Source organism: Nonomuraea maheshkhaliensis (assembly GCF_039529435.1).
In the GTDB taxonomy this organism is placed as follows: domain Bacteria; phylum Actinomycetota; class Actinomycetes; order Streptosporangiales; family Streptosporangiaceae; genus Nonomuraea; species Nonomuraea maheshkhaliensis.
Genome location: NZ_BAAAMU010000118.1, coordinates 13,432 through 32,152, shown reverse-complemented (window position 1 = coordinate 32,152; position 18,721 = coordinate 13,432). Strand labels below are relative to the sequence as shown.

17 protein-coding genes and 1 pseudogene are annotated in these 18,721 nt (G+C 71.9%); 8 read left to right on the top strand and 10 right to left on the bottom strand.

The window, feature by feature from the left end:
* Positions 1 to 616, bottom strand: a pseudogene (locus ABFX54_RS45240) (NYN domain-containing protein); the annotation flags it as partial.
* A 144-nt stretch (positions 617 to 760) separates the two neighbouring features.
* Between ABFX54_RS45240 and ABFX54_RS45235 the strand changes: the two are divergent.
* Complete coding sequence (locus ABFX54_RS45235; protein ID WP_346113188.1) at positions 761 to 1,837, top strand: phosphotransferase family protein; 1,077 nt, start codon at positions 761 to 763, stop codon at positions 1,835 to 1,837.
* On the opposite strand, the gene ABFX54_RS45230 is transcribed toward ABFX54_RS45235, so the two are convergent.
* Together ABFX54_RS45230 and ABFX54_RS45225 are read right to left on the bottom strand one after the other, a co-directional pair.
* Positions 1,819 to 2,502, bottom strand: coding sequence for a response regulator (locus tag ABFX54_RS45230; RefSeq protein ID WP_346113187.1), 684 nt, complete (start codon positions 2,500 to 2,502; stop codon positions 1,819 to 1,821). The genes ABFX54_RS45235 and ABFX54_RS45230 overlap by 19 nt on opposite strands.
* Positions 2,499 to 3,746, bottom strand: a complete 1,248-nt coding sequence (locus ABFX54_RS45225) for a sensor histidine kinase (protein WP_428834641.1) — start codon at positions 3,744 to 3,746, stop codon at positions 2,499 to 2,501. The genes ABFX54_RS45230 and ABFX54_RS45225 overlap by 4 nt, the downstream gene beginning before the upstream one ends.
* A 109-nt stretch (positions 3,747 to 3,855) precedes the next feature.
* Between ABFX54_RS45225 and ABFX54_RS45220 the strand changes: the two genes are divergently transcribed.
* The 4 genes from ABFX54_RS45220 (at position 3,856) to ABFX54_RS57255 (ending at position 6,756) form a co-directional block, all read left to right on the top strand.
* Positions 3,856 to 4,086 carry a hypothetical protein gene (locus ABFX54_RS45220; RefSeq protein ID WP_346113185.1) on the top strand — a complete coding sequence of 77 codons (231 nt, stop codon included), beginning with the start codon at positions 3,856 to 3,858 and terminating at the stop codon, positions 4,084 to 4,086.
* Positions 4,083 to 4,574, top strand: a complete 492-nt coding sequence (locus tag ABFX54_RS45215) for a PH domain-containing protein (protein WP_346113183.1) — start codon at positions 4,083 to 4,085, stop codon at positions 4,572 to 4,574. Before ABFX54_RS45220 ends, ABFX54_RS45215 begins: the two co-directional genes overlap by 4 nt.
* Positions 4,571 to 6,295 (top strand): PH domain-containing protein, encoded by a 1,725-nt coding sequence (locus tag ABFX54_RS45210; RefSeq protein WP_346113182.1) that lies wholly within the window; start codon positions 4,571 to 4,573, stop codon positions 6,293 to 6,295. The genes ABFX54_RS45215 and ABFX54_RS45210 overlap by 4 nt, the downstream gene beginning before the upstream one ends.
* A 197-nt stretch (positions 6,296 to 6,492) precedes the next feature.
* Positions 6,493 to 6,756: an ATP-binding cassette domain-containing protein gene (locus ABFX54_RS57255; protein ID WP_428834640.1), complete on the top strand. Its 264-nt coding sequence runs from the start codon at positions 6,493 to 6,495 to the stop codon at positions 6,754 to 6,756.
* Positions 6,757 to 6,890: 134 nt separating this feature from the next.
* Here the strand turns inward: ABFX54_RS57255 and ABFX54_RS45200 are convergent, their stop codons facing one another.
* The gene (locus ABFX54_RS45200; protein ID WP_346113180.1) at positions 6,891 to 7,565 is read right to left on the bottom strand and encodes a DUF305 domain-containing protein; all 675 of its coding nucleotides are present in this window, start codon (positions 7,563 to 7,565) and stop codon (positions 6,891 to 6,893) included.
* Positions 7,566 to 7,920: 355 nt separating this feature from the next.
* Here ABFX54_RS45200 and ABFX54_RS45195 point away from each other — a divergent pair, with 355 nt between their 5' ends.
* Positions 7,921 to 8,049, top strand: a complete 129-nt coding sequence (locus ABFX54_RS45195) for a hypothetical protein (RefSeq protein ID WP_346113178.1) — start codon at positions 7,921 to 7,923, stop codon at positions 8,047 to 8,049.
* A gap of 36 nt (positions 8,050 to 8,085) precedes the next feature.
* On the opposite strand, the gene ABFX54_RS45190 is transcribed toward ABFX54_RS45195, so the two are convergent.
* The 3 genes from ABFX54_RS45190 to ABFX54_RS45180 all read right to left on the bottom strand — a co-directional run bounded on the left by ABFX54_RS45190 (position 8,086) and on the right by ABFX54_RS45180 (position 12,907).
* Positions 8,086 to 9,888 (bottom strand): hypothetical protein, encoded by a 1,803-nt coding sequence (locus tag ABFX54_RS45190; RefSeq protein ID WP_346113177.1) that lies wholly within the window; start codon positions 9,886 to 9,888, stop codon positions 8,086 to 8,088.
* Between the two features lie 78 nt (positions 9,889 to 9,966).
* Positions 9,967 to 11,415 carry a serine/threonine-protein kinase gene (locus ABFX54_RS45185; protein ID WP_346113175.1) on the bottom strand — a complete coding sequence of 483 codons (1,449 nt, stop codon included), beginning with the start codon at positions 11,413 to 11,415 and terminating at the stop codon, positions 9,967 to 9,969.
* A complete protein-coding gene (locus tag ABFX54_RS45180) occupies positions 11,405 to 12,907 on the bottom strand; it encodes a serine/threonine-protein kinase (protein ID WP_346113174.1) in 1,503 nt (500 codons plus the stop codon). The genes ABFX54_RS45185 and ABFX54_RS45180 overlap by 11 nt, the downstream gene beginning before the upstream one ends.
* Positions 12,908 to 12,982: 75 nt before the next feature.
* Between ABFX54_RS45180 and ABFX54_RS45175 the strand changes: the two genes are divergently transcribed.
* Together ABFX54_RS45175 and ABFX54_RS45170 are read left to right on the top strand one after the other, a co-directional pair.
* Positions 12,983 to 14,707, top strand: a complete 1,725-nt coding sequence (locus tag ABFX54_RS45175; RefSeq protein ID WP_346113173.1) for a DEDD exonuclease domain-containing protein — start codon at positions 12,983 to 12,985, stop codon at positions 14,705 to 14,707.
* Between the two features lie 17 nt (positions 14,708 to 14,724).
* Positions 14,725 to 15,012 carry an Lrp/AsnC family transcriptional regulator gene (locus ABFX54_RS45170; RefSeq protein ID WP_106242714.1) on the top strand — a complete coding sequence of 96 codons (288 nt, stop codon included), beginning with the start codon at positions 14,725 to 14,727 and terminating at the stop codon, positions 15,010 to 15,012.
* Positions 15,013 to 15,109: 97 nt separating this feature from the next.
* Here ABFX54_RS45170 and qcrB read toward each other — a convergent pair whose 3' ends face one another.
* The 3 genes from qcrB to qcrC are packed head-to-tail and all read right to left on the bottom strand — an operon-like array spanning position 15,110 to position 18,719.
* On the bottom strand, positions 15,110 to 16,801 hold the full coding sequence (qcrB, locus tag ABFX54_RS45165; RefSeq protein ID WP_346113171.1) for a cytochrome bc1 complex cytochrome b subunit: 1,692 nt from the start codon (positions 16,799 to 16,801) through the stop codon (positions 15,110 to 15,112).
* A complete protein-coding gene (gene qcrA, locus ABFX54_RS45160) occupies positions 16,798 to 17,913 on the bottom strand; it encodes a cytochrome bc1 complex Rieske iron-sulfur subunit (RefSeq protein WP_346113170.1) in 1,116 nt (371 codons plus the stop codon). Before qcrA ends, qcrB begins: the two co-directional genes overlap by 4 nt.
* Positions 17,910 to 18,719 (bottom strand): cytochrome bc1 complex diheme cytochrome c subunit, encoded by an 810-nt coding sequence (gene qcrC, locus ABFX54_RS45155; protein WP_357851880.1) that lies wholly within the window; start codon positions 18,717 to 18,719, stop codon positions 17,910 to 17,912. Before qcrC ends, qcrA begins: the two co-directional genes overlap by 4 nt.
* Positions 18,720 to 18,721: the final 2 nt, after the last annotated feature.

The following is an 18,721-nucleotide window of genomic DNA, read 5'->3' as shown; positions in this document are numbered from 1 at the left end:
GCCTGGCCTCCTCGGCGGCCTGCTCCATCTCCTCGGCGCGCCGCACCGCGCCCTTCGCCCGCTCGCGGGCGTCGTGCAGCTTGGGGCGCAGGTCGGAGTTCTCCGCGCGGGCCGCCCTGATCTGCTCGCGCAGCCGGTCGGCCTCCTCCTTGGCGGCGGTCTTCTGCGTGGCCAGCTGCTCGCGCAGCCGGGCCACCACCTCCTCGCGCTCCGAGCCCTCGGCCGCGACCGCGGAGCGCTCCAGGTCGGCGCGGGCGGTCTCGATCATCTCCTCCCAGCCGGGCGGCCGGGTGAGATAGGCCGCCGCGGCCACGAGCACGGGATCGGCGGCGGGCGGCACGTTGCCCTCGGCCAGCGAGGCGACCAGCTCGGGCCAGCCGGCGGCCACCGACTCGGCGACCAGCTCGCGGAACTTCTTGTCGTTCTCCAGCTGCGCCGCGATGGGCGCGCTGCCGAGTTTGGCCCGTTTGCGGGACTCGAACTTGGCGATGCCGCGCAGGGGCGGCGGCACGGAGGCAGCGGGCATCGTCCCGAGGACCTGAGAGGCCAGATCGACCACGTTGAGCCGCACCTGCTCGGGAAGCGGGCGAGACAGGCCTTCACCCGCTGAACTCATCCCACTTGTCCCTTCGTGACATGCCCTTTCAGACAAGGGTACGGCTGTTGCGTACCTGACCGTAACGACCACTCCTATATGGACAAGCGCTTGCTAGGCGGTATACGACTGTCGAAGGGCAGGTGTCCATCCGGGAGGTTCGTCGTGACGGAGCAGATGCGCACCTCCACCCGTGACCTGGAAGAACTGCGCCGGCGCGCCACCGTGTGGCTCCGGTCCAAGGTCGGCGACAGCGCCACGGTGTCCGAGATGTCCAGGCCGTCGGAGAACGGCATGTCGAGCGAGACGCTGTTCTTCACCGCCACCTGGAACGGGCGCGCCACACGCTGCGTGGCCAGGCTCGCACCTGCACGGGAAGCCGTTCCCGTCTTCCCCTCGTACGACCTGGAGTCCCAGTTCGCCATCATGCGCCTGGCCAGGGAAAAAGCTGGGATTCCAGCGCCGCGCACCCTCTGGTTCGAGCCGGACCCGGGGCCGCTCGGCACGCCGTTCATCGTCATGGAGCGGGCCGACGGCGAGGTGCCGGCGGACGTGATGCCGTACACGTTCGGCGGCTGGCTGTACGACGCCTCGCCCGAGGACCGGCGCCGGCTGCAGGACGGCAGCGTGGCCGTGGTGGCCGCGCTGCACCGGACCGCGTTCACACCGGCCGAGCTGGCCCCGTTCAGCGCTCCCGGGCTGCGCGCGCACGTCGACGCGCAGCGCGCCTACTACGAATGGGCGCACGGCGCGTACCGCATCCCGTTGCTGGAGCGGGCGTTCGACCGGCTGGAACGGCTCTGGCCCGACGATCCCGGCACCGACGTGCTGCTCTGGGGCGACGCAAGGATCGGCAACCTCATGTTCCAGGACTTCACGCCGGTCGCGGTGTTCGACTGGGAGATGGCCGCCGTGGGGCCGTGCGAGCTGGACCTGTCCTGGATGATCTTCTTGCACCGCTTCTTCCAGGACCTCACCGCCAGTGCCGGCCTGCCCGGCATGCCGGACTTCATGCGCGCGGAAGACGTCTGCCGCACCTATGCGGACCTGACCGGGCACGAGCCGCGCCACCTGCACTTCTACGAGCTGTACGCCGCCCTGCGGCACGGCATCGTCATGGCCAGGATCTGGCAGCGCAGGATCCACTTCGGCGAGCAGACCAGGCCGGACGACCCCGACGACATGGTGCTGCACCGGGCCACCATCGAGGAGCTGCTGGCCGGCTACGAACCCGCGTCGTAGACGAGCAGCGCCACCTGGACCCGGTTGTTGAGCTCCAGCTTGGTCAGGATCCGCGAGACGTGCGCCTTGACCGTGGGCACACTCATGAACAGCTCGCGCCCGATCTCGGCGTTGGACCTGCCCTGGCCGACGGCCATGGCGACCTCGCGCTCCCGCTCGCTCAGCCGGTCGAGCAGCTTCCTGGAGCGCTGGGTGCGCTCGTCGGCGCCGCCGTCGGACACGTGGGTGATGAGCTGCCTGGTCACCGCCGGCGACAGGATCGGCTCGCCCGAGGCCACCTTCCTGATCGCCTGCACCAGGTCGCCCGGCGCGATGTCCTTCAGCAGGAACCCGGCCGCCCCCGCGCGTAGCGCCCGCAGCACCTGGGCGTCGGCGTGGAACGTGGTCAGCACCACCACCTCGGGCGGCGCGGCCCTGCGGCGCAGCGTCTCGGTGGCGGTGAGCCCGTCGATGCCGGGCATGCGGATGTCCATCAGCACGACGTCGGGCCGGTGCTCGGCCACCAGGGGCGGCACCTCGGAGCCGTCGCCGGCCTCCGCGACGATCTCGATGTCGGCCACGCCGCCGAGGATCATCGACAGCCCGGCGCGCACCATCGCGTCGTCGTCCACGATCAGCACCCTGACGGGCGGCGCGCCGGCCTGCTCTCCAGCGGGCGTGCTCATGTGTCGTCCTCCCGAGTCGTCTCCACCGGCCACGGCAGCCAGGCGCGTACCACGAACTCCCCCTGCGGCGTCGCGCCGTGCTCAAGCCGGCCGCCCGCGAGCTCGGCCCGCTCGGTCAGCCCGATCAGCCCGGCTCCCGCGCCCGGGATGCGGCCGGGAAAGCGCGCGGACTGGCGCGCCCACAAGGGGTTGCCCACCTCCACCGACAGCCCCTTGCCCGGCTCGCCCGCCACGGCGACGCGCACCGGCGCCCCGCCCGCGTGCTTGCGCGCGTTGGTGAGCGCCTCCTGCACGATGCGGTAGAGGTTACGGCCCAGCCCCTCCGGCGCGCCGGAGACCCGCAGGTCGAGCCGGACGTCCATGCCCGCGTGACGGCACTCCTCGACCAGCGAGGGCAGGTCGGCGAGCGTGGGCTGCGGCCGGTCGGGCACCACGTCGTCGCCGTCGGGCGCGGAGTGGCGCAGCACGCCGATCACCTCGCGCAGGTCCTGCAGCGCCAGGTGGGCGTTGGTCCTGATGGCCCCGGCCGACCTGGCGATCTCGGCCGCGGGCGCGTCGGGCCGGAACTCCAGCGCGCCCGCGTGCAGGCTGAGCATCGAGATGCGGTGGGCCAGCACGTCGTGCATCTCCCTGGCGATGCGCTCGCGCTCCAGCCGCTTGGCCTCCTCGGCGGCGCCGTCGGCGCGCTGCCTGAGCGACCAGACGAGCTGGCGCCTGGCCCTGACCACGACGCCCCAGGCGAAGATGGCCAGCACGGCCGCCACGCCGAACGCCGCCGCCCAGCCCTTCTCCACGTCGGTGGGCGGCCGCAGGGTGACATAGGGGACCAGGGTGAGCAGGTTGAACAGGGTGATCGGCCCCGACACCTTGAACGGCCGGTGCACCGCCACCGTGAACAGCGCCACCACCGCGGCGCCGCCGGCCAGCTCCAGATAGGACGAGAGCAGGCCGCTCACCACCGCGAGCGCGACCGGCCACCTGCGCCGCAGCCACACCGACACGCACGACAGCGCCCCCGTCACCTGCTCGGCCGCCATCAGCGCGTTCGGCTGGTCCTGGGCGTCGAGCTCCACCAGGGAGTAGAAGGTCAGCGCGCAGGCGAACAGGAACATGGCGGTGTCGACGATCCAGTCGCGGGTCGAGCGCCGCACCCGCCCGCCCGCGCTGCCGTCGCCGAGCAGCACCGACGGCAGCGCCCACCGGTATTCGGGGGCGCGGAGGCCGTCTTCCAGCGGTCGCGTCACGTTCATCGAGGTTACGGCCTGTCCGGGCGCGGCGACAGCGACCAAAGTCGGTGTCCGCGCAGACCTCAGGCGGACGCGGGCGCTGTGCCGGCGCGATGAGACTGACGGCATGCAAGCGGCATTGACGGCAATCGGCTGGCTGCTGCTCCTCCAAGGGGCAGGCGGCTTGATCAACTCGCTGCTGGGCTGGTGGTGGTGGGCGCGCGACCTGCTCGTGGTCAACCTCCTTCCCGTGCTGCGGGGATATGAGGTGTTCGTCTCCATCGTGCTCGGCGTGCTCGGCTTCGTGCTGCTCGCCGTCAGCGCGTCCGCGAAGCGGGCGGAGGAGGAGGGAAGATGAGCGCGACCACATTGCGGCCGCCGCGGCACCGGGCCGATCCGCGGGCGGTGGCGTGGTGGACGGTGCAGTGGCTGATCCTCATGGTGCCGGTGGCGGGGGCGGCCGTGGCGGCGTACTGGTTCCTGACGGAGCGGCCGCTCTGGCTGGGGGTCGCGGCCGCGGCGTTCGCGGCGGGCTGCCTGCTGCTGGCCGTGGTGGCGCCGCGGGCGGCGTACCGGGTGGAGCGGTGGGAGGTCACCGACCAGGCGGTCTACACGCGCAAGGGCTGGCTGACGCACACCTGGCGGGTGGCGCCGATGTCGCGCATCCAGCGGGTGGACACCGCCAGAGGGCCGGTCCAGCGGTTGTTCGGGCTGGCGGACGTGACGGTGACGACGGCGTCGTCGGCGGGGGCGGTCAAGATCGAGGCGCTGGACCACGAGGTGGCCGCCGACCTGGCCGAACGCCTGACCGCGCGCACACACGCCACACAGGGGGACGCGACGTGACCACCCACCGCCACACCACGACCGCCCGCTCCCCGGGCCATGAGGCCGGACCCATCGAGGGGGCCGGCGTCGGCGCCACGCCCGACGCCGACGCGGATCTCACGGCAGCGGCCGGCGGCGCCGCGGAAGCGGGCGGCGCGGCTGAAGCCGGGGGCATGGACGAGCTTGGAGGGGGTGAGTGGCGGCGGCTGGCGGGGCGGAGTCCGTGGGCGTCGGGGGTGAAGTCGCTGGCCCTCGTGGCAGGGGCGGTGGCCGGGATCCTGCGGTTCCTGGCCGGCCGGGACTGGCCGTTCTGGGGGATCGTCGCGGGCTGCGCGGGCGCGGCGGCGCTGATCGTCGCCGGCGTGGCCGCGTACGACGTGCTCCGGCTGCGCGCGGCCCGCTGGCGGCTCACCCCCGAGCGCCTGGAACTGCGCTCGGGCGTCACCACCCGGCGGCACCGCTCGCTCCCGCGCGACCGGGTGCGCAGCGTCGACCTGCGGGCCGATCCCGTACGCAGGGCGTTCGGCCTGACCGTGGTCAAGGTCGGCACGGGCGAGCAGGCGGGCGACGACACCGAACTCGTCCTCGACCCCCTCGGCAGGGGCGAGGCCGAGGCCCTGCGCCGCGTCCTGCTGCACCAGGGCGAGCCGGCCGAGCGGGCGGACGGGCCGCTGGCGGAGCTGAGCTGGTCGTGGATCAGGTACGCGCCGCTGTCGGTGTGGACCTTCACCGGCGCGGCGGTGGTGCTCGGCGCGCTGTACAAGGCGCTCGACGCGTTCGGGCTGAAGCGGGTCACCGGCCGGGTGGCGGCCGGCGTGTGGGACTGGGTGGTGACGCTGCCGCTGCTCGCGGTGCCCGTGCTGCTGGCGGCCAACCTGCTGGCCGGGACGGTGGGCGCGGTCCTGCTGTTCGCCGAGTCGTGGGGCCGCTACCGCCTCGAACGCGAGCCGGGCCGGCTCCGGGTCCGGCGCGGCCTGCTGACCACCCGCTCCCTCACCCTGGAGGAACGCAGGCTGCGCGGCGTGGAGATCGGCGAGCCGCTGCTGCTACGGCTGGGCGGCGGGGCCAGGGTCAGGACCGTCGCCACCGGGCTGGGCACGTCGAACGGCGACGAGAACGACGACGCCGCCGCGCTCACCCCGCCGCTCCCCCGTGCCCTGGCCTGGCGGATCGCCGCCCTGGTCGCCGGCGCGGGGCTGCCCGCGCTGACGCCGCACCCGCCGGCCGCGCGGCGCAGGCGGATCGTCAGGGCGGTACTGGTGACAGCCCTGACGACGGCGCTGATGACGGCGCTGATGACGGCGCTGGCGTCGGTCGCGACTCTGGGAGCGGCTGCTCGGGCGGCATCGGTCAAGGACTCGCTGGACGGCTGGGGCTGGGCGCTGCCCGTGGTGGTGCCCGTGGTGGTGCCAGTGGTGGTGCCAGCGGTGGTGCTCGCGTGCGGGCTGTGGCTGGCGGTGGCGGGCGCCGCGAGCCTGGGGCACGCGCTGAGCTCCCGGCATCTGGTCGTCAGGCGGGGTGCGGTGGCCAGGCGGACGGTCGCGCTGGAACGCAGGGGCATCGCGGGCTGGACGATCACCGAGTCGTACTTCCAGCGGCGGGCCGGGCTGGTGACCGTGCGCGCCACGACGGCGGCGGGCAAGGGTCACTACGAGGTGGTGGACGTGGGTCGCGGCGACGGGCTCGACCTGGCCGATCGGGCGGTGCCGGGGTTGCTCGCGCCGTTCCTGAGCCGGTGATCGCCGGTCCCGGTCCGGTGATCACCGGACCGGGACCGAGGAGAGCCCGGCCAGGATCCGGGCGATGGTGGGAGCCGCGCGATCCCCCATGGCTTGCCCATGCCCCTGTACTGGACAAACGTCATCGCGCGGCTCAAGCGCTTGCAGATATAACAGTATTTGTCCCGCTTGCAACCGGGTTGCAGCCTCATTAACCGTTGACGCATGTCTCCAGTCAGGGAGACGATCCAGCCCGTGTCGACTGGAGCGGCGCCGGCCTGCCGCGCCCTCACCTGCCGCGCCGGCGGCCGTACGATCATCGACGGCCTCACCCTGCCTTCGCCCCCGGCGAGCGGGTCGCGCTCATGGGGCCGTCGGGTTCGGGCAAGACGACGTTGCCGACCACGCCGGCCGGGCTGCTCCCGCCTGCCGGCGGCCCGGTCCTGGTGCGGGGCGTTCCGCTGGACGAGTGGCGGCAGTAACCGGGAGTTGCGGGATGTGACCCTGCAAGCTCGCCGAGCATCGCGGTAAGCGCCCGTGACCGCCGGGGCGCCTGGCCGGCGCTCTCTGCGGTAGGCGGTCGTCGGGCTTCCTGCGGGTGCGGGGTGTCGCTGGATCAGGTGCCCGTCGGTGAGGGCTCCGTGGGCGTCGGCCGGCCAGGTGTCCCCGGTTGCGGCCCCGGCGTCATGCCGGGCATTTGCGGGATGCAGGGCATGTTCTGCTGCCCGAACCACTGGGTCAGGTACTGCCGCATCGTGCGGATCTCTGCCCACTGGTCGTCGCGGACCTTGCGAGCGAAGGCGGCGACCTCGGGATGCTGCGCCTGGCCGTGCATGAGGAGCTGCTGGGACAGCATGATCGCCATCATGTGGTGCGGGATCATGTGCTGTAGGAACGTCTGGTCGAGCTGGTCGCCGGAGAGCCCTGACAGGTCGGGCATCGTGGTCCCGCTCGGGCTCGGCGCCGGGCTCTGCCGGTACCACTGCTCCAGCCAGCCCTTCATCTGGGCGACCTCGGCGGTCTGCGTCGTGACGATCGACTGCCCGAGCTGCCGCATCTCGGGCCTGCCGGACCGTTGCAGCTGCCGGGCCGCGGTGATGGCGTCCTCATGGTGCGGCACCATCTGCGACAGGTAGTCGTACTCGCTGGTGACGGGATGCATCTGCCCCATGCCCGGGCACGTGGGCTGCGTACCTGTAGGGCTCGGGGACGGCATCGGCGGAGATGCCATGGCCGCCCCGGCGGCCCCCGACCCGGTGGTGATGGCGGCCAGGAATGCTCCAGTGGCCATCGCGGTCTTCATGCAGTGTCGCTTCATGCGTCCCCCTCACGCCGACTCGACACCTCCTACGGTAGCTCCGCCGCTCCGAGCGGTCGGCCGGCAGGTCCGCCGGCCCTTGGCCGGAGTGCCCGCCGGGGCGGGGCCCGCTCCATGCCGATCTCCGGCGCAGGCCGCCGCCTGGTGGCCACGGCGGCTTGAACGGCGAGTACCGCCCAGGCGCTCGTCAAGCTTTGGCAGGGTCACCAATTCCTTCCCATATAGGACAAAAAGTCCCTGCCGGTACGGCCGGCCACCCGCACAGAATGGACGAGATCGAACACATCCCTGGTGATGACGATGATGTGGTGGGGTTACGACCACACGAGTGGCCGAGGTTCTGCTCGGCATGCTGGACGGCGCACCCGATCTCGACGCCGCTCGCCGCGGCCAGACGGTGATCGGCGACATGCACTGCTTCGGCGCCACCTTTGGGCATCTCCCTGCTCGCCTGTGATCACTGAGCGTAAGCAGGTCAACCCAAACCCATCATCTAGTCGCCCGCGGGACGGTCGGCCAGGGCCTGGAGGTACGCCTTGGCCAGGGTGAGCGCGCCCGGCATGGCCTCCTTCTCCGGCATGAGCTCGACCTTGGGTGAGTTGGTCGCCTCCCCCTCGGGCCGCCGGTGGCCGGAGTAGTCGACCCGGACCACCACCGCGCCCTCGCGGATGACGATCGAGCCGCTGGCCGCGGCGACCTCGCCGTTCCTGGTCTGCACGTACTGCTGGTACGCCTGGTCGCCCAGCCCCTCGGCCTCGCTCAGCGGGCCCCACCTGATGTTGCCCAGTGAGGAGCCCGCGGTGGTCTTGGCGCGGCCGTACCCGCTGGCGTAGTACGACTTGGCCGCGGTCTCGTCCACCGCGCCCGCCCGGTTCGTGAACCGGTGGACGGTGATCAGCGCACTGCGGATCTTCTTCTCGCCGTCGCCGCCGGGCACGTCGAGGTTGAGCCAGCGGCACTCGGTCTGATTGTCGGCGCCTGCCTGGGTGCCCCGCGCCCGCGTGGTGGGCTCGGGCACGAGCCGCGTGGCCGTATCCGTCACGGCGCCGCAGTCGGCGGGGAAGGAGGCCAGCACGGTCGGCGAGGGCGTCGGCTCGGCGCTCGGCGAGACCGTGGCCTCGGCCGACTTCCCCGCCTGGGCCAGCACGCCGGGATTGCGGGCCTGCCAGGCGGCCACGCCCTTGGCGAAGTGCCCGGCCAGGCCGCTCACCTCGCGGATGGCGTTCTCCTCGGTGACGGCCTGGGTGCTCTCGTTGGACAGGATCTGGGAGTCCTTGCGCTGCTGGCCGGCCTGGAACTTGACCTCGATCGTCATGTCGCCGACGCGGGCGTGGGCGGTGCCGTAGGCGTACCAGAGGAGTTTGCCGTCGCGGCGCCAGGTGTACTGGGCGAAGGCGTCGTCGCCGACGTCGGGGATGTCCTTGACCGGGGAGATGTACTGCTTCTCGTCGGGGTCGAGCGACGGGGTGGCGGTGGCGCCGAACTTGCCGCCGCGGTATTCGATCTCGTAGGAGTTCTGGGCCATCGCCCGGCCGGTCTTGGCGCCCTCGCCCTTGTGCTGCTCGATCCTGACGTCGATCTCCCTGCTGCGCCAGTACTCGCCGTACGAGATGCGTTGGTTGATCCAGTTGCAGATGAAGTCGATGGTGTAGTCGCTCTCCCTGGAGCGCTTGGCCACGGTCGCGCCGGGCACCAGCCGGTCGGCCTCGTCCGGCGGCAACATTCCGCACACGTCGGGGGCCGCCGCGGCGGGAGCCGTTCCCGCGGGTGAGGACGGCGCGGCGGTCGGGGGCGCGCTCGCGCCCGTGACCTTGCCGTAGAGGAAGTAGGCGCCCACGCCTCCCGCGGCGACCAGCACGACGAGGGCGGCGGCGAGCGTGGGCATGAGCCAGACAGCACGGGCCCGCCGCGGCGGGCCGGGTGTGGGCGGCACGGTCGGGGGGAGGGTCGGGGCCATGCCGGGGCCGTCGTACGGGTGGCCGGGCGGCTGGTACGGCGAGCCCGGCGGCGGATACTGCCCTGCCTGCTGCGGGTACTGCCCTCCGGGCGGCGGATACTGCCCTCCGGGCGGGTACGACCCGCCGGGCGTCCGGTAGGCCGCGTCCTGCGGCTGTCCCCCCGGCGCCGGGTAAGGCGAGTGCGGCGGCTGTCCCCCTGGATACGGCGAGTGCGGCTGTCCCCCTGAGTACGGCGGCTGCCCGCCGGGCGGCTGGTAGGGCGAGTTCGGTGGCTGGGACGGCCCGCCGGGCGGCTGGTAGGGGGTGGTCGGCGGCTCGAACTCGCTACCGGGATTCACGGGGACTCCTGGGGTTGCCCTGACTTGCGGGGGAACATGCTAGTCATGCCCCTTGCAAGGTGCTTGCGGGATCGGGACTCACTTCGGCAGTGCCGCGAAGACGATCCGGGCGGCGGCGATCACCGTGTCCTTGTCCGCCGGGACCTTCCGCGTCACTTCCTCACGGTGCCAGATCACTTCGCCCAGCAGGTTACTCGTTCGGAAAAGCAGCACGCTGTCCGATTTGCCGGTTTCAGTGGAGTTGATGTAGAACTCGAAGGCGTTCTGGATGATGGCCGCCTCGCCCATGCCCTCGACCTCCCTGACCTTGCCGTGCGAGGTCCGCAGGGACGTGCCCTCCGCCGCCGCCCTGGTGCTCCGCTCGCTGGTGAAGCGGCGCTGCGCCACCTCCGGCCCGCCGAGGTCCTGCGTGGGCCGCTCGGCCCAGGCGCGCACGATGAGGCGGTTGCCCCGGCCGGAGTCTGAGCTCAGCTGCCACTGGCACTCGCCCGGCCGGGTGGAGGCGCGTTCGACGGCGCCCTTCATGAGCCGGGCGGCCTCGGCGTCGCCGAGCAGGGTGCACGGGTCGGGGGCCGCGGTGTACCGGCCGGTGTCTTGGGACGGGCCGCCGAGCGCGGAGGCCGCGTACCAGCCGCCCGCGCCCAGCACGACGACGGCGGCGGCGATCACGGCGGCCCACGTGGCGCGGGGGCGGGAGCGTCCCGAGCCCCCTGCGGCGCCGGCCAGCCTGGTCAGCTCCGCGCGGACCCGGGCGGCGGTGGGACGGGCCGCCGGGTCCTTGGCCAGCATGGCCATCAGCAGCCCGCCCAGGTCGCGGCCCGCCCTGGCGGGGAAGGGCGGCTGGTGCAGCAGCACCGCCGCCGCGACGGCGGCGGGCAGCTCCCGCTCGAACGGCGCGCGCCCCTCCACCGCCGTGTAGAGGCTGGCGCCCAGCGACCACAGGTCGGACGACGGGCCGGAGGGCTGCTCGTTGAGCCGTTCAGGGGCCATGTAGCCGGGAGAGCCCGCGCTGCCGAACCGGTCGCCCTGCCCGCCCATCGGCGTGGCGATGCCGAAGTCGGTGAGCATGGCCGAGCCGTCGGCGTCGAGCAGGATGTTGGCCGGCTTGACGTCCTGGTGCAGCATGCCGTGGGCGTGCGCGACCTCCAGCGCCGACAGCACCCGCAGCCCGACCTGGGCGACGAACCGCGCCGGCAGCGGCCCGCCCTCCTTGATCACCTTGTCGAGCGAGCGGCCGGTGACCAGGTCCATGATGATCCACGGCTGGTCGCCTTCGAGGACGACGTCGTGCACGAGCACGATGGCCGGGTCGCGCAGCCGTCCGGCGGACCTGGCCTCGTGGATGGCCAGGTCGGCGAAGGCGGCCCGCTCGCGCGGCCCCATGCCCTGCGGCACCCGGACCTGCTTGACGGCCACCTGCCGGTCGAGGGTCTCGTCGATGGCCCGCCACACCGTGCCCGCGCCGCCCTGCCCGAGCCGCTCGATCAGCCGGTAACGGCCGGCCAGCAGGTAGAGGTCACCAGGCATCGCGCAACGTCCGCTCGCTCGCCTGCGCGGCTCTCAGGGCCGAGCGCTTGACGTCCTCGTCGGTCGGCCGGTCGGCCAGGGTGGTGTATTCGACGCTCACCACGAGGTTGGCCAGCCGGTAGTAGACGTGGGCGGAGTGGACACGGCCGGTGGGGCCCTTCAGCTCGAAGCCGAACGCCTCCTCCCCCAGGCCGGCGATGTCGTGCAGCGGGGTGCGCCGGGCCCGCTCCTTGTTCTTCACCCCGATCTCGGGCCAGGTCCAGTCGATGTCATCGTATTTCGCCCAGTAGCGCTTCTGGTTGGTGAAGAGCGCGCGGGCCGAGGCGGCGGTCATCGACCAGGGGTCGACGGTGTCGGAGTCCTTCTGCACCTGCACGCCCACGCCGGTGCCCTGGACGGGCCAGCCGCACTTGGGGCCCACGGAGTCGGAACCCGGCTGGGCCTTGGGCGGGCTCTGGGTGCGCAGCAGGCCGCCCACCTCCGCCGCGCCGATCAGCGTGCACACGTCCATCGGCACGTCGAACGCCGCGGGCGGCGTGCTCTCCCGCTCCCTGAGCAGGAAGAACGCGCCGGTGGCGGCCACGAGGAGCACCACCACCACGACGGCCGCCCACAGCACGAACCTGCCGCGCCCGCGCACCTTGGTGGGCGCGGTCGTGTCGGCGACGGCGGGCAGTTGCGGCGCCGGGCCGCCGGCGGCGACCTGCCTGAGCGCCTGTACGGCCACGCGCGCGTCGGGACGGGCACCGGGCTGGGGCGCCATCATCGCGGCCACCAGGGGGCCGAGCGGCCCACGCAGGACGGGCACCGGCCGCGTGAGCGTGTCGCGCACGCGCTGGGCCACGGACCCCTCGAAGGCGGGCGCACCGGTCAGCGCGACGTAGAGGGTGGCGCCGAGCGACCACAGGTCGCTGGCCGGGCCGCCGGGATGGCCCTCCAGCCGCTCCGGCGCGATGAACCCGGGCGAGCCGATCATCAGGCCCTGCTCGGTCAGCGTGGCCTGGCCCTCCTGCCTGGCGATGCCGAAGTCGGTGAGCACCACCCGGCCGCTCCCGGTCAGGAAGACGTTGCCCGGCTTGACGTCGCGGTGCTGCAGGCCCTGGGCGTGGGCCACGCTCAGCGCCTCCAGCACGTCGGCGCCGATCCTCGCGGCATGCGCGGGCGGCATGGGGCCGAACTCGCGTACGGTCTCGGCCAGCGTGCGGCCCCGCAGCAGCTCCATGACCAGCCACGGCCGGTCCTGCTCGACCACGACGTCGTGCAGCGCCACGATGCCGGGATGGCGCAGCCGCGCGGTGGCCTGCGCCTCGCGCACCGCTCTGGTCACCGAGTGTGACCGGTCCTTGGGCGCCATGCCCTCGGGCAGGGTGAGCTCCTTGACCGCGACCTCGCGGTCGAGCATCTCGTCCCTGGCCAGCCAGACCTTCCCCATGCCGCCCGCGCCGAGCGGGCGTTGCAGGGCGTAGCGGCCGGCGAGTCTTCCCGAGGACATAAAGGGAAGGGTAACTAATCGCCAAGAGGGGTGGTGACTCGTTCCTGTCGGTCGGCCTCTCTATGGTCTTGGTTCGTGGATCCGGTTCAAGGCACTCTCGACGAGCTCGGCACTCCGCTGAGCGACGTCACGTTCGTCGTGTTCGACCTCGAGACGACCGGCGGCTCGCCCGCCGAGGACGCGATCACCGAGATCGGCGCGGTGAAGGTGCGGGCCGGCGAGGTGCTCGGAGAGTTCTCCACGCTGGTCGATCCAGGGGGGCCGATACCGCCGTTCATCTCGGTGCTGACCGGCATCACCGACAGCATGGTGATGGCCGCGCCCAAGATCGAGACGGTGCTGCCGAGCTTCCTGGAGTTCATCCGCGGCGCCACGCTGGTGGCCCACAACGCCGGGTTCGACACCCGCTTCGTCAAGGCCGCCTGCGCCGCGCTCGGCTATCCGCCGCCGGCCAATCCGGTCGTCGACACCGTCGACCTGGCCAGGCGCGTGCTGACCCGCGACGAGACGCCCAACGCCAAGCTGGCCACGCTGGCCCGGTTCTTCCGCAGCCCCGTCGAGCCGTGCCACCGCGCCCTGGAGGACGCCAGGGCCACCGTCGACGTGCTCCACGGGCTGATCGAGCGGGCCGGGTCCTTCCAGGTGCACACGCTGGAGGAGCTGAAGTCGTTCGTCCGCGCGCCGACGCCCGAGCAGCAGCGCAAGCGCCACCTGGCCGAGTCGGTGCCCCACGCGCCCGGCGTCTACATGTTCGAGGACGAGCGCGGCGAGGTCCTCTACATCGGCAAGAGCACCAACCTGCGCAACCGGGTGCGCTCCTACTTCACCGCCGGCGAGACCCGGCCGCGCATCCGCGAGATGATCGGCATCGCCGAGCGGGTGCGCCACATCGTCTGCGCCACCGCGCTGGAGGCCGAGGTCAGGGAGCTGCGGCTGATCGGCGGCGCCAAGCCGCGCTACAACCGCCGCTCCCGCTTCCCCGAGAAGGTCCTGTGGCTCAAGCTCACCGCCGAGGTGTTCCCGCGCCTGTCGATCGTGCGCGAGCTGAAGGACGACGGCGCCACCTACCTCGGCCCGTTCACCAGTGCCCGGCTGGCCGACGACGCCCGGATCGCCCTGCACGAGGCGGTCCCGCTGCGCCAGTGCACCCAGCCGGTGACGTTGCGCACCCGCAGGGCGGCCTGCGCGCTGCACGAGATGGGCCGGTGCGGGGCGCCGTGCGCCGGCGGTGAGAGCCCGGAGGAATACGCGCTCCACGTCGAGAGCGCCCGGCGGGCCATGACGCTCGACGCCTCCCCCGTCTTCACCGCCGTCTCGGCCCGCATGGAGCGGCTGTCGGTGGAGCAGCGTTACGAGGAGGCGTCGGTCGACCGTGACCGGCTGGCCGCGTTCGTCCGCACGGCGGCCCGCATGCAGCGCCTGAGCGCCATCACCCGCATCCCGCAGCTCGTCGCCGCCAGCCCCGCGTTCGGCGGCGGCTGGGACATCCACGTGGTCCGCTACGGGCGGCTGGCGGCGGCCGGGGTGATGCAGAAGGGCACCCACCCGAGCCCCTTCGTCGCCTCGCTGACGGCCGCCGCCGAGGTCGTCCTGCCGGGTCCTGGGCCGGTCCACGCCGCCAGCGCCGAGGAGACCGAGTGCATCCTGCGCTGGCTGGAGTCGCCGGGGGTGCGCCTGGTGGAGGTCGACGGCGAGTGGAGCCTGCCCGCGCGGGGCGCGGCCCGGCACAAGGCCCGCATCGACCTGGCCTACCGGCATCTCGATCAGCGGCGCGATCGGGAGGGGCGACCTTTGAGGTGAAACGATAGAGTTGATACATGGTCACGGCTATCGTCCACATCAATGCAGAGGTAGACCGGATCCCGGAGGTCGCCGAGACGATCGCCGAGATCCAGGGGGTCAGCGAGGTCTACTCCATCACCGGCGAATACGACCTGCTGGCCATGGTCAGGGTCGCCGCCTACGAGGAGATCGCCGAGGTGGTGCCCGGGCGGATCAACAAGGTGGCCGGGGTGCTCCACACCGAGACCCACATCGCCTTCCGCGCCTACTCCAAGCACGACCTCGACGCGGCCTTCTCCATCGGCTTCCCCGAGGCCGACTGACCCCTCCGAGCGCCTGTCCCAGGCGCACCGTACGAACGCCGGACGGGCCCGGACGAGAGATCTCGTCCGGGCCCGTCCGGTTGTGTGGCGTCAGGTGTCAGTGCGTGATGCTGCGGTCGTCGCCACCGGAGCCGCCGCCGGAACCGATCGCGGCGTGCTCGTCCTCGTCGTGCCCGTCGCCATGTCCGTCGCCGTGCCCGTGCCCGTCGTCCAGCGGAATCTTCTCCCCGCCGTACGCCTTCGACATGATCGCGCGCAGCTTGCCGAGCGGCCCGCGCATGCCCTTGGGCGGGATGCCCGCGGGGTCCTCGGCCACCGGCAGCATCAGCACCGGCGTCTTGCCGCGCATGTGGGCCTCGATGTCCTCCGCCGGCGGCGTGTGGACCTCGATGAACTCACCGTGCGGCAGCCGCTTGATCACGCCGGACTCCACACCGTGCGAGATGATCGCCTGGTCGAAGCGCTGCAGGCCGAGGCACATGCGGTAGGTGATCAGGTACGCCAGCGCCGGCGCGACGAAGATCAGCACCCGGCCGGTGTAGGTCGTCCAGTTGAGGCTGACGTGGAAGAACGCCGCGATCTCGTCGTTGGCGCCCAGCAGCCACAGCACACCGTAGAACGTGATCGCCGACATGCCGATCGAGGTGCGGTGGGGGTTGTTGCGGGGGCGGTCGGCGACGTGGTGCTCGCGGTTGTCGCCGGTCACCCAGCGTTCGAGGAACGGGTAGAGCGCCAGGCCCGTCATGATGATGCCCATCGGCACCAGCGCCGGGATGATGACGCTCAGCGGCAGCGTGCCCGCGTGGGAGGTGCCGAAGAGGTTGATCTCCCACGGCGGCATGATGCGCAGCGCGCCTTCGAGGAAACCCATGTAGAAGTCGGGCTGCGAGCCGGCCGACACGTCCGCGGGCGTGTAGGGGCCGAACAGCCAGATCGGGTTGATCTGGGTGAAGGTCGCCAGGCCCGCCACCACCGCCAGCGTGAACAGGAAGTACGCGCCCGCCTTGGCCATGAAGGCCGGGTAGAACGGCGCGCCCACCACGTTGGCGTTGTCGCGGCCCTTGCCCGGCATCTGCGTGTGCTTCTGCACCCACATGAGCACCATGTGCGCCGTGACCAGCGCCAGGATGATGCCGGGGATGAGCAGGATGTGCAGCGAGTAGAACCGGGAGACGACATCCTCACCCGGATATTCGCCGCCGAACAGGAAGAACGTGATGTACGTGCCGACCAGCGGCAGCGAGATCGCCACGCCCTCGGTGATCCGCAGACCCGCGCCGGAGAGCAGGTCGTCGGGCAGGGAGTAGCCGGTCAGGCCCTCGGCCAGCGCCAGCGTCAGCAGCAGCACGCCGATGATCCAGTTGATCTCGCGCGGCTTGCGGTAGGCGCCGGTGAAGAACACGCGCAGCGCGTGCACCATCATGCCGGCCACGAAGAGCAGGGCCGCCCAGTGGTGCATCTGCCGCATGAGCAGACCACCCCGGACGTCGAAGCTGATCTCCAGCGACGACGCGTAGGCCTCGGACATCATGACGCCCTTGAGCGGCGCGTACGAGCCGTCGTAGGGCACCTCACCCATGCTGGGCTTGAACCAGAGCGTCAGGAACGTGCCGGTCAGCAGCAGGATGATGAAGGAGTAGAGGGCGATCTCACCGAGCAGGAACGACCAGTGGTCGGGGAAGATCTTGCGCATGTTGCGCTTGAGGAAGCTCGCCCCGCCGAGACGCTCGTCGAGGAAGTTCGACGGCCCGGCGATGGCCTTCGGCGTTTCCTTCAGCTCGTCGCTCATGCCTGGCCTCCCTTCTCCCTGACCTCGGCCTCGGCGTCGCCGCGTTCCCAGTAGCTGGGTCCGACCGGCACCTCGAAGTCGCCCTGGGCGATGAGGTAGCCCTCGGCGTCGACGGTGATCGGCAGCTGCGGCAGCGGCCGGGCCGCCGGGCCGAAGATGACCTTGGCGCCGTCGGCGGCGTCGAACGTCGACTGGTGGCAGGGGCAGAGGATGTGGTGGGTGTTCTGCTCGTACAGGGCCGCGGGGCAGCCCACGTGGGTGCAGATCTTCGAGTACGCGACGATGCCGTCGTGCGTCCAGTTCTGCCGCACGCCGCTCTTGATCTCCTCCGGGCGGAACTTGATCAGGATCAGCGTGGCCTTGGCCAGGGCGTTGAGGTCGTGCTGGTAGCCCTCGGGGACGACCGACAGGATGCCGCCGGGCGAGTTGAAGTCGGCGGCCCTGATGGGCTGGCCGGTGCCCTCGACGACGAGCCGCAGCGGCTTGCCCTCCTTGGTCTTCTCACCCCAGACCGTGTGCCGCAGCATCGAGTTGAACTTCGCGCCCGGCATCTTGCTGTTGTCGAGGTCGCGCAGGAGCACCAGCGGGACCAGGCCGAGCGGCGCGGCGGCCAGCAGCAGCGTGCGGCGCAGCAGCTTGCGCTTGACGAAGCCGCTCTCGTTGGCCCCGCGCAGGAACGTCTCGCCGACGACCTCGCGGTCCTCCTCGGCGGAGGCCATCGGGTGGCGCTCCTGGACCAGCGAGTATTTCGGCATGATCTGGCGGACCCAGATCACGATGCCGACCGCCAGGCCCAGGATCGCGATGGTGAGCGAGCTGCCCAGGGCGAGGTTGGAGGTGCCGGTCGCCTCGGGGCTGCCCACCTGGAAGTAGACGTAGGAGACGATGAACGCGATGGCGGCCAGGAACGTGATCGTGAAGCAGAGCGCCACGATCCTCTCGGCCTTGCGCGCCTTGGCCTCGTCCTGCAGCGTGACGCCGGGGACGTCCTCCTCGACGGCCGCGGGCGCCTCCGCGGCGCCGAGCATCGAGGTGCCCGGCGCGGGGGTGCCGATGACGCGCTTGGGTACGCGCTCGTCGGGCTGCTCGATCTCGTGCTCGTTGTCTGTCATGACTTCTGTCGCTTCTTCGCGGTGATCCAGATGGCGGCAAGTACGAGGGCGGCGATGCCCACGACGAACGCTACGAGACCTTCGGTGACCGGGCCGATGCGCCCGAGGCCGAAGCCTCCGGGGTCGCGCTGCTCGCGGACCTGGGTGATGTACGCGATCATGCTGCGCTTCTCTTCCGGCGTGATCGTCGTGTCGTTGAAGACCGGCATGGCCTGCGGGCCGGTGATCATCGCCTCGTAGATCTGCGTCGGGGTGGAGGAGTTGAGGTTGGGGGCGTACTTGCCCTGTGTCAGGGCGCCGCCCGCGCCGGCCCAGTTGTGACACTGGATGCAGTTGGCGCGGAACAGCTCGCCGCCCTTGCCGGCGTCGCCCATGGCCGGGTCGACCTGCTCGTGCCCGGGCACCTGCGGGCCGCCGCCGAGCGACTGCACGTAGGCCGCGATCTGGCGGGTCGTCGTCTCGTTGACCCAGGGCGCCAGGGGCTTGCGCGGCGCCTGCGGCCCGGGGGCGCCGGCCGGCATGCGGCCGGTGCTCATCTGGAAGTCGACCGCCGCGGCGCCGACGCCGATGAGCGTGGGCGCCGAGGTGGTGCCCTGCGCGTTGGCGCCGTGGCAGCTCCCGCAGTGCAGCACGAACAGGCTCTTGCCCTCGGCCACGTCATCGACCTTGCCCGCCGCCAATGCCGCGTCGGCAGGCTTGCCCGCCTGGACAAAGGCGGCGTATACCATCCCGACCAGCGCCAACGCGAAAATCAGGACGGCGTATCTCGCGAGGGGATGCCGCCGCCAAGCGGTGATCCTAATCACAG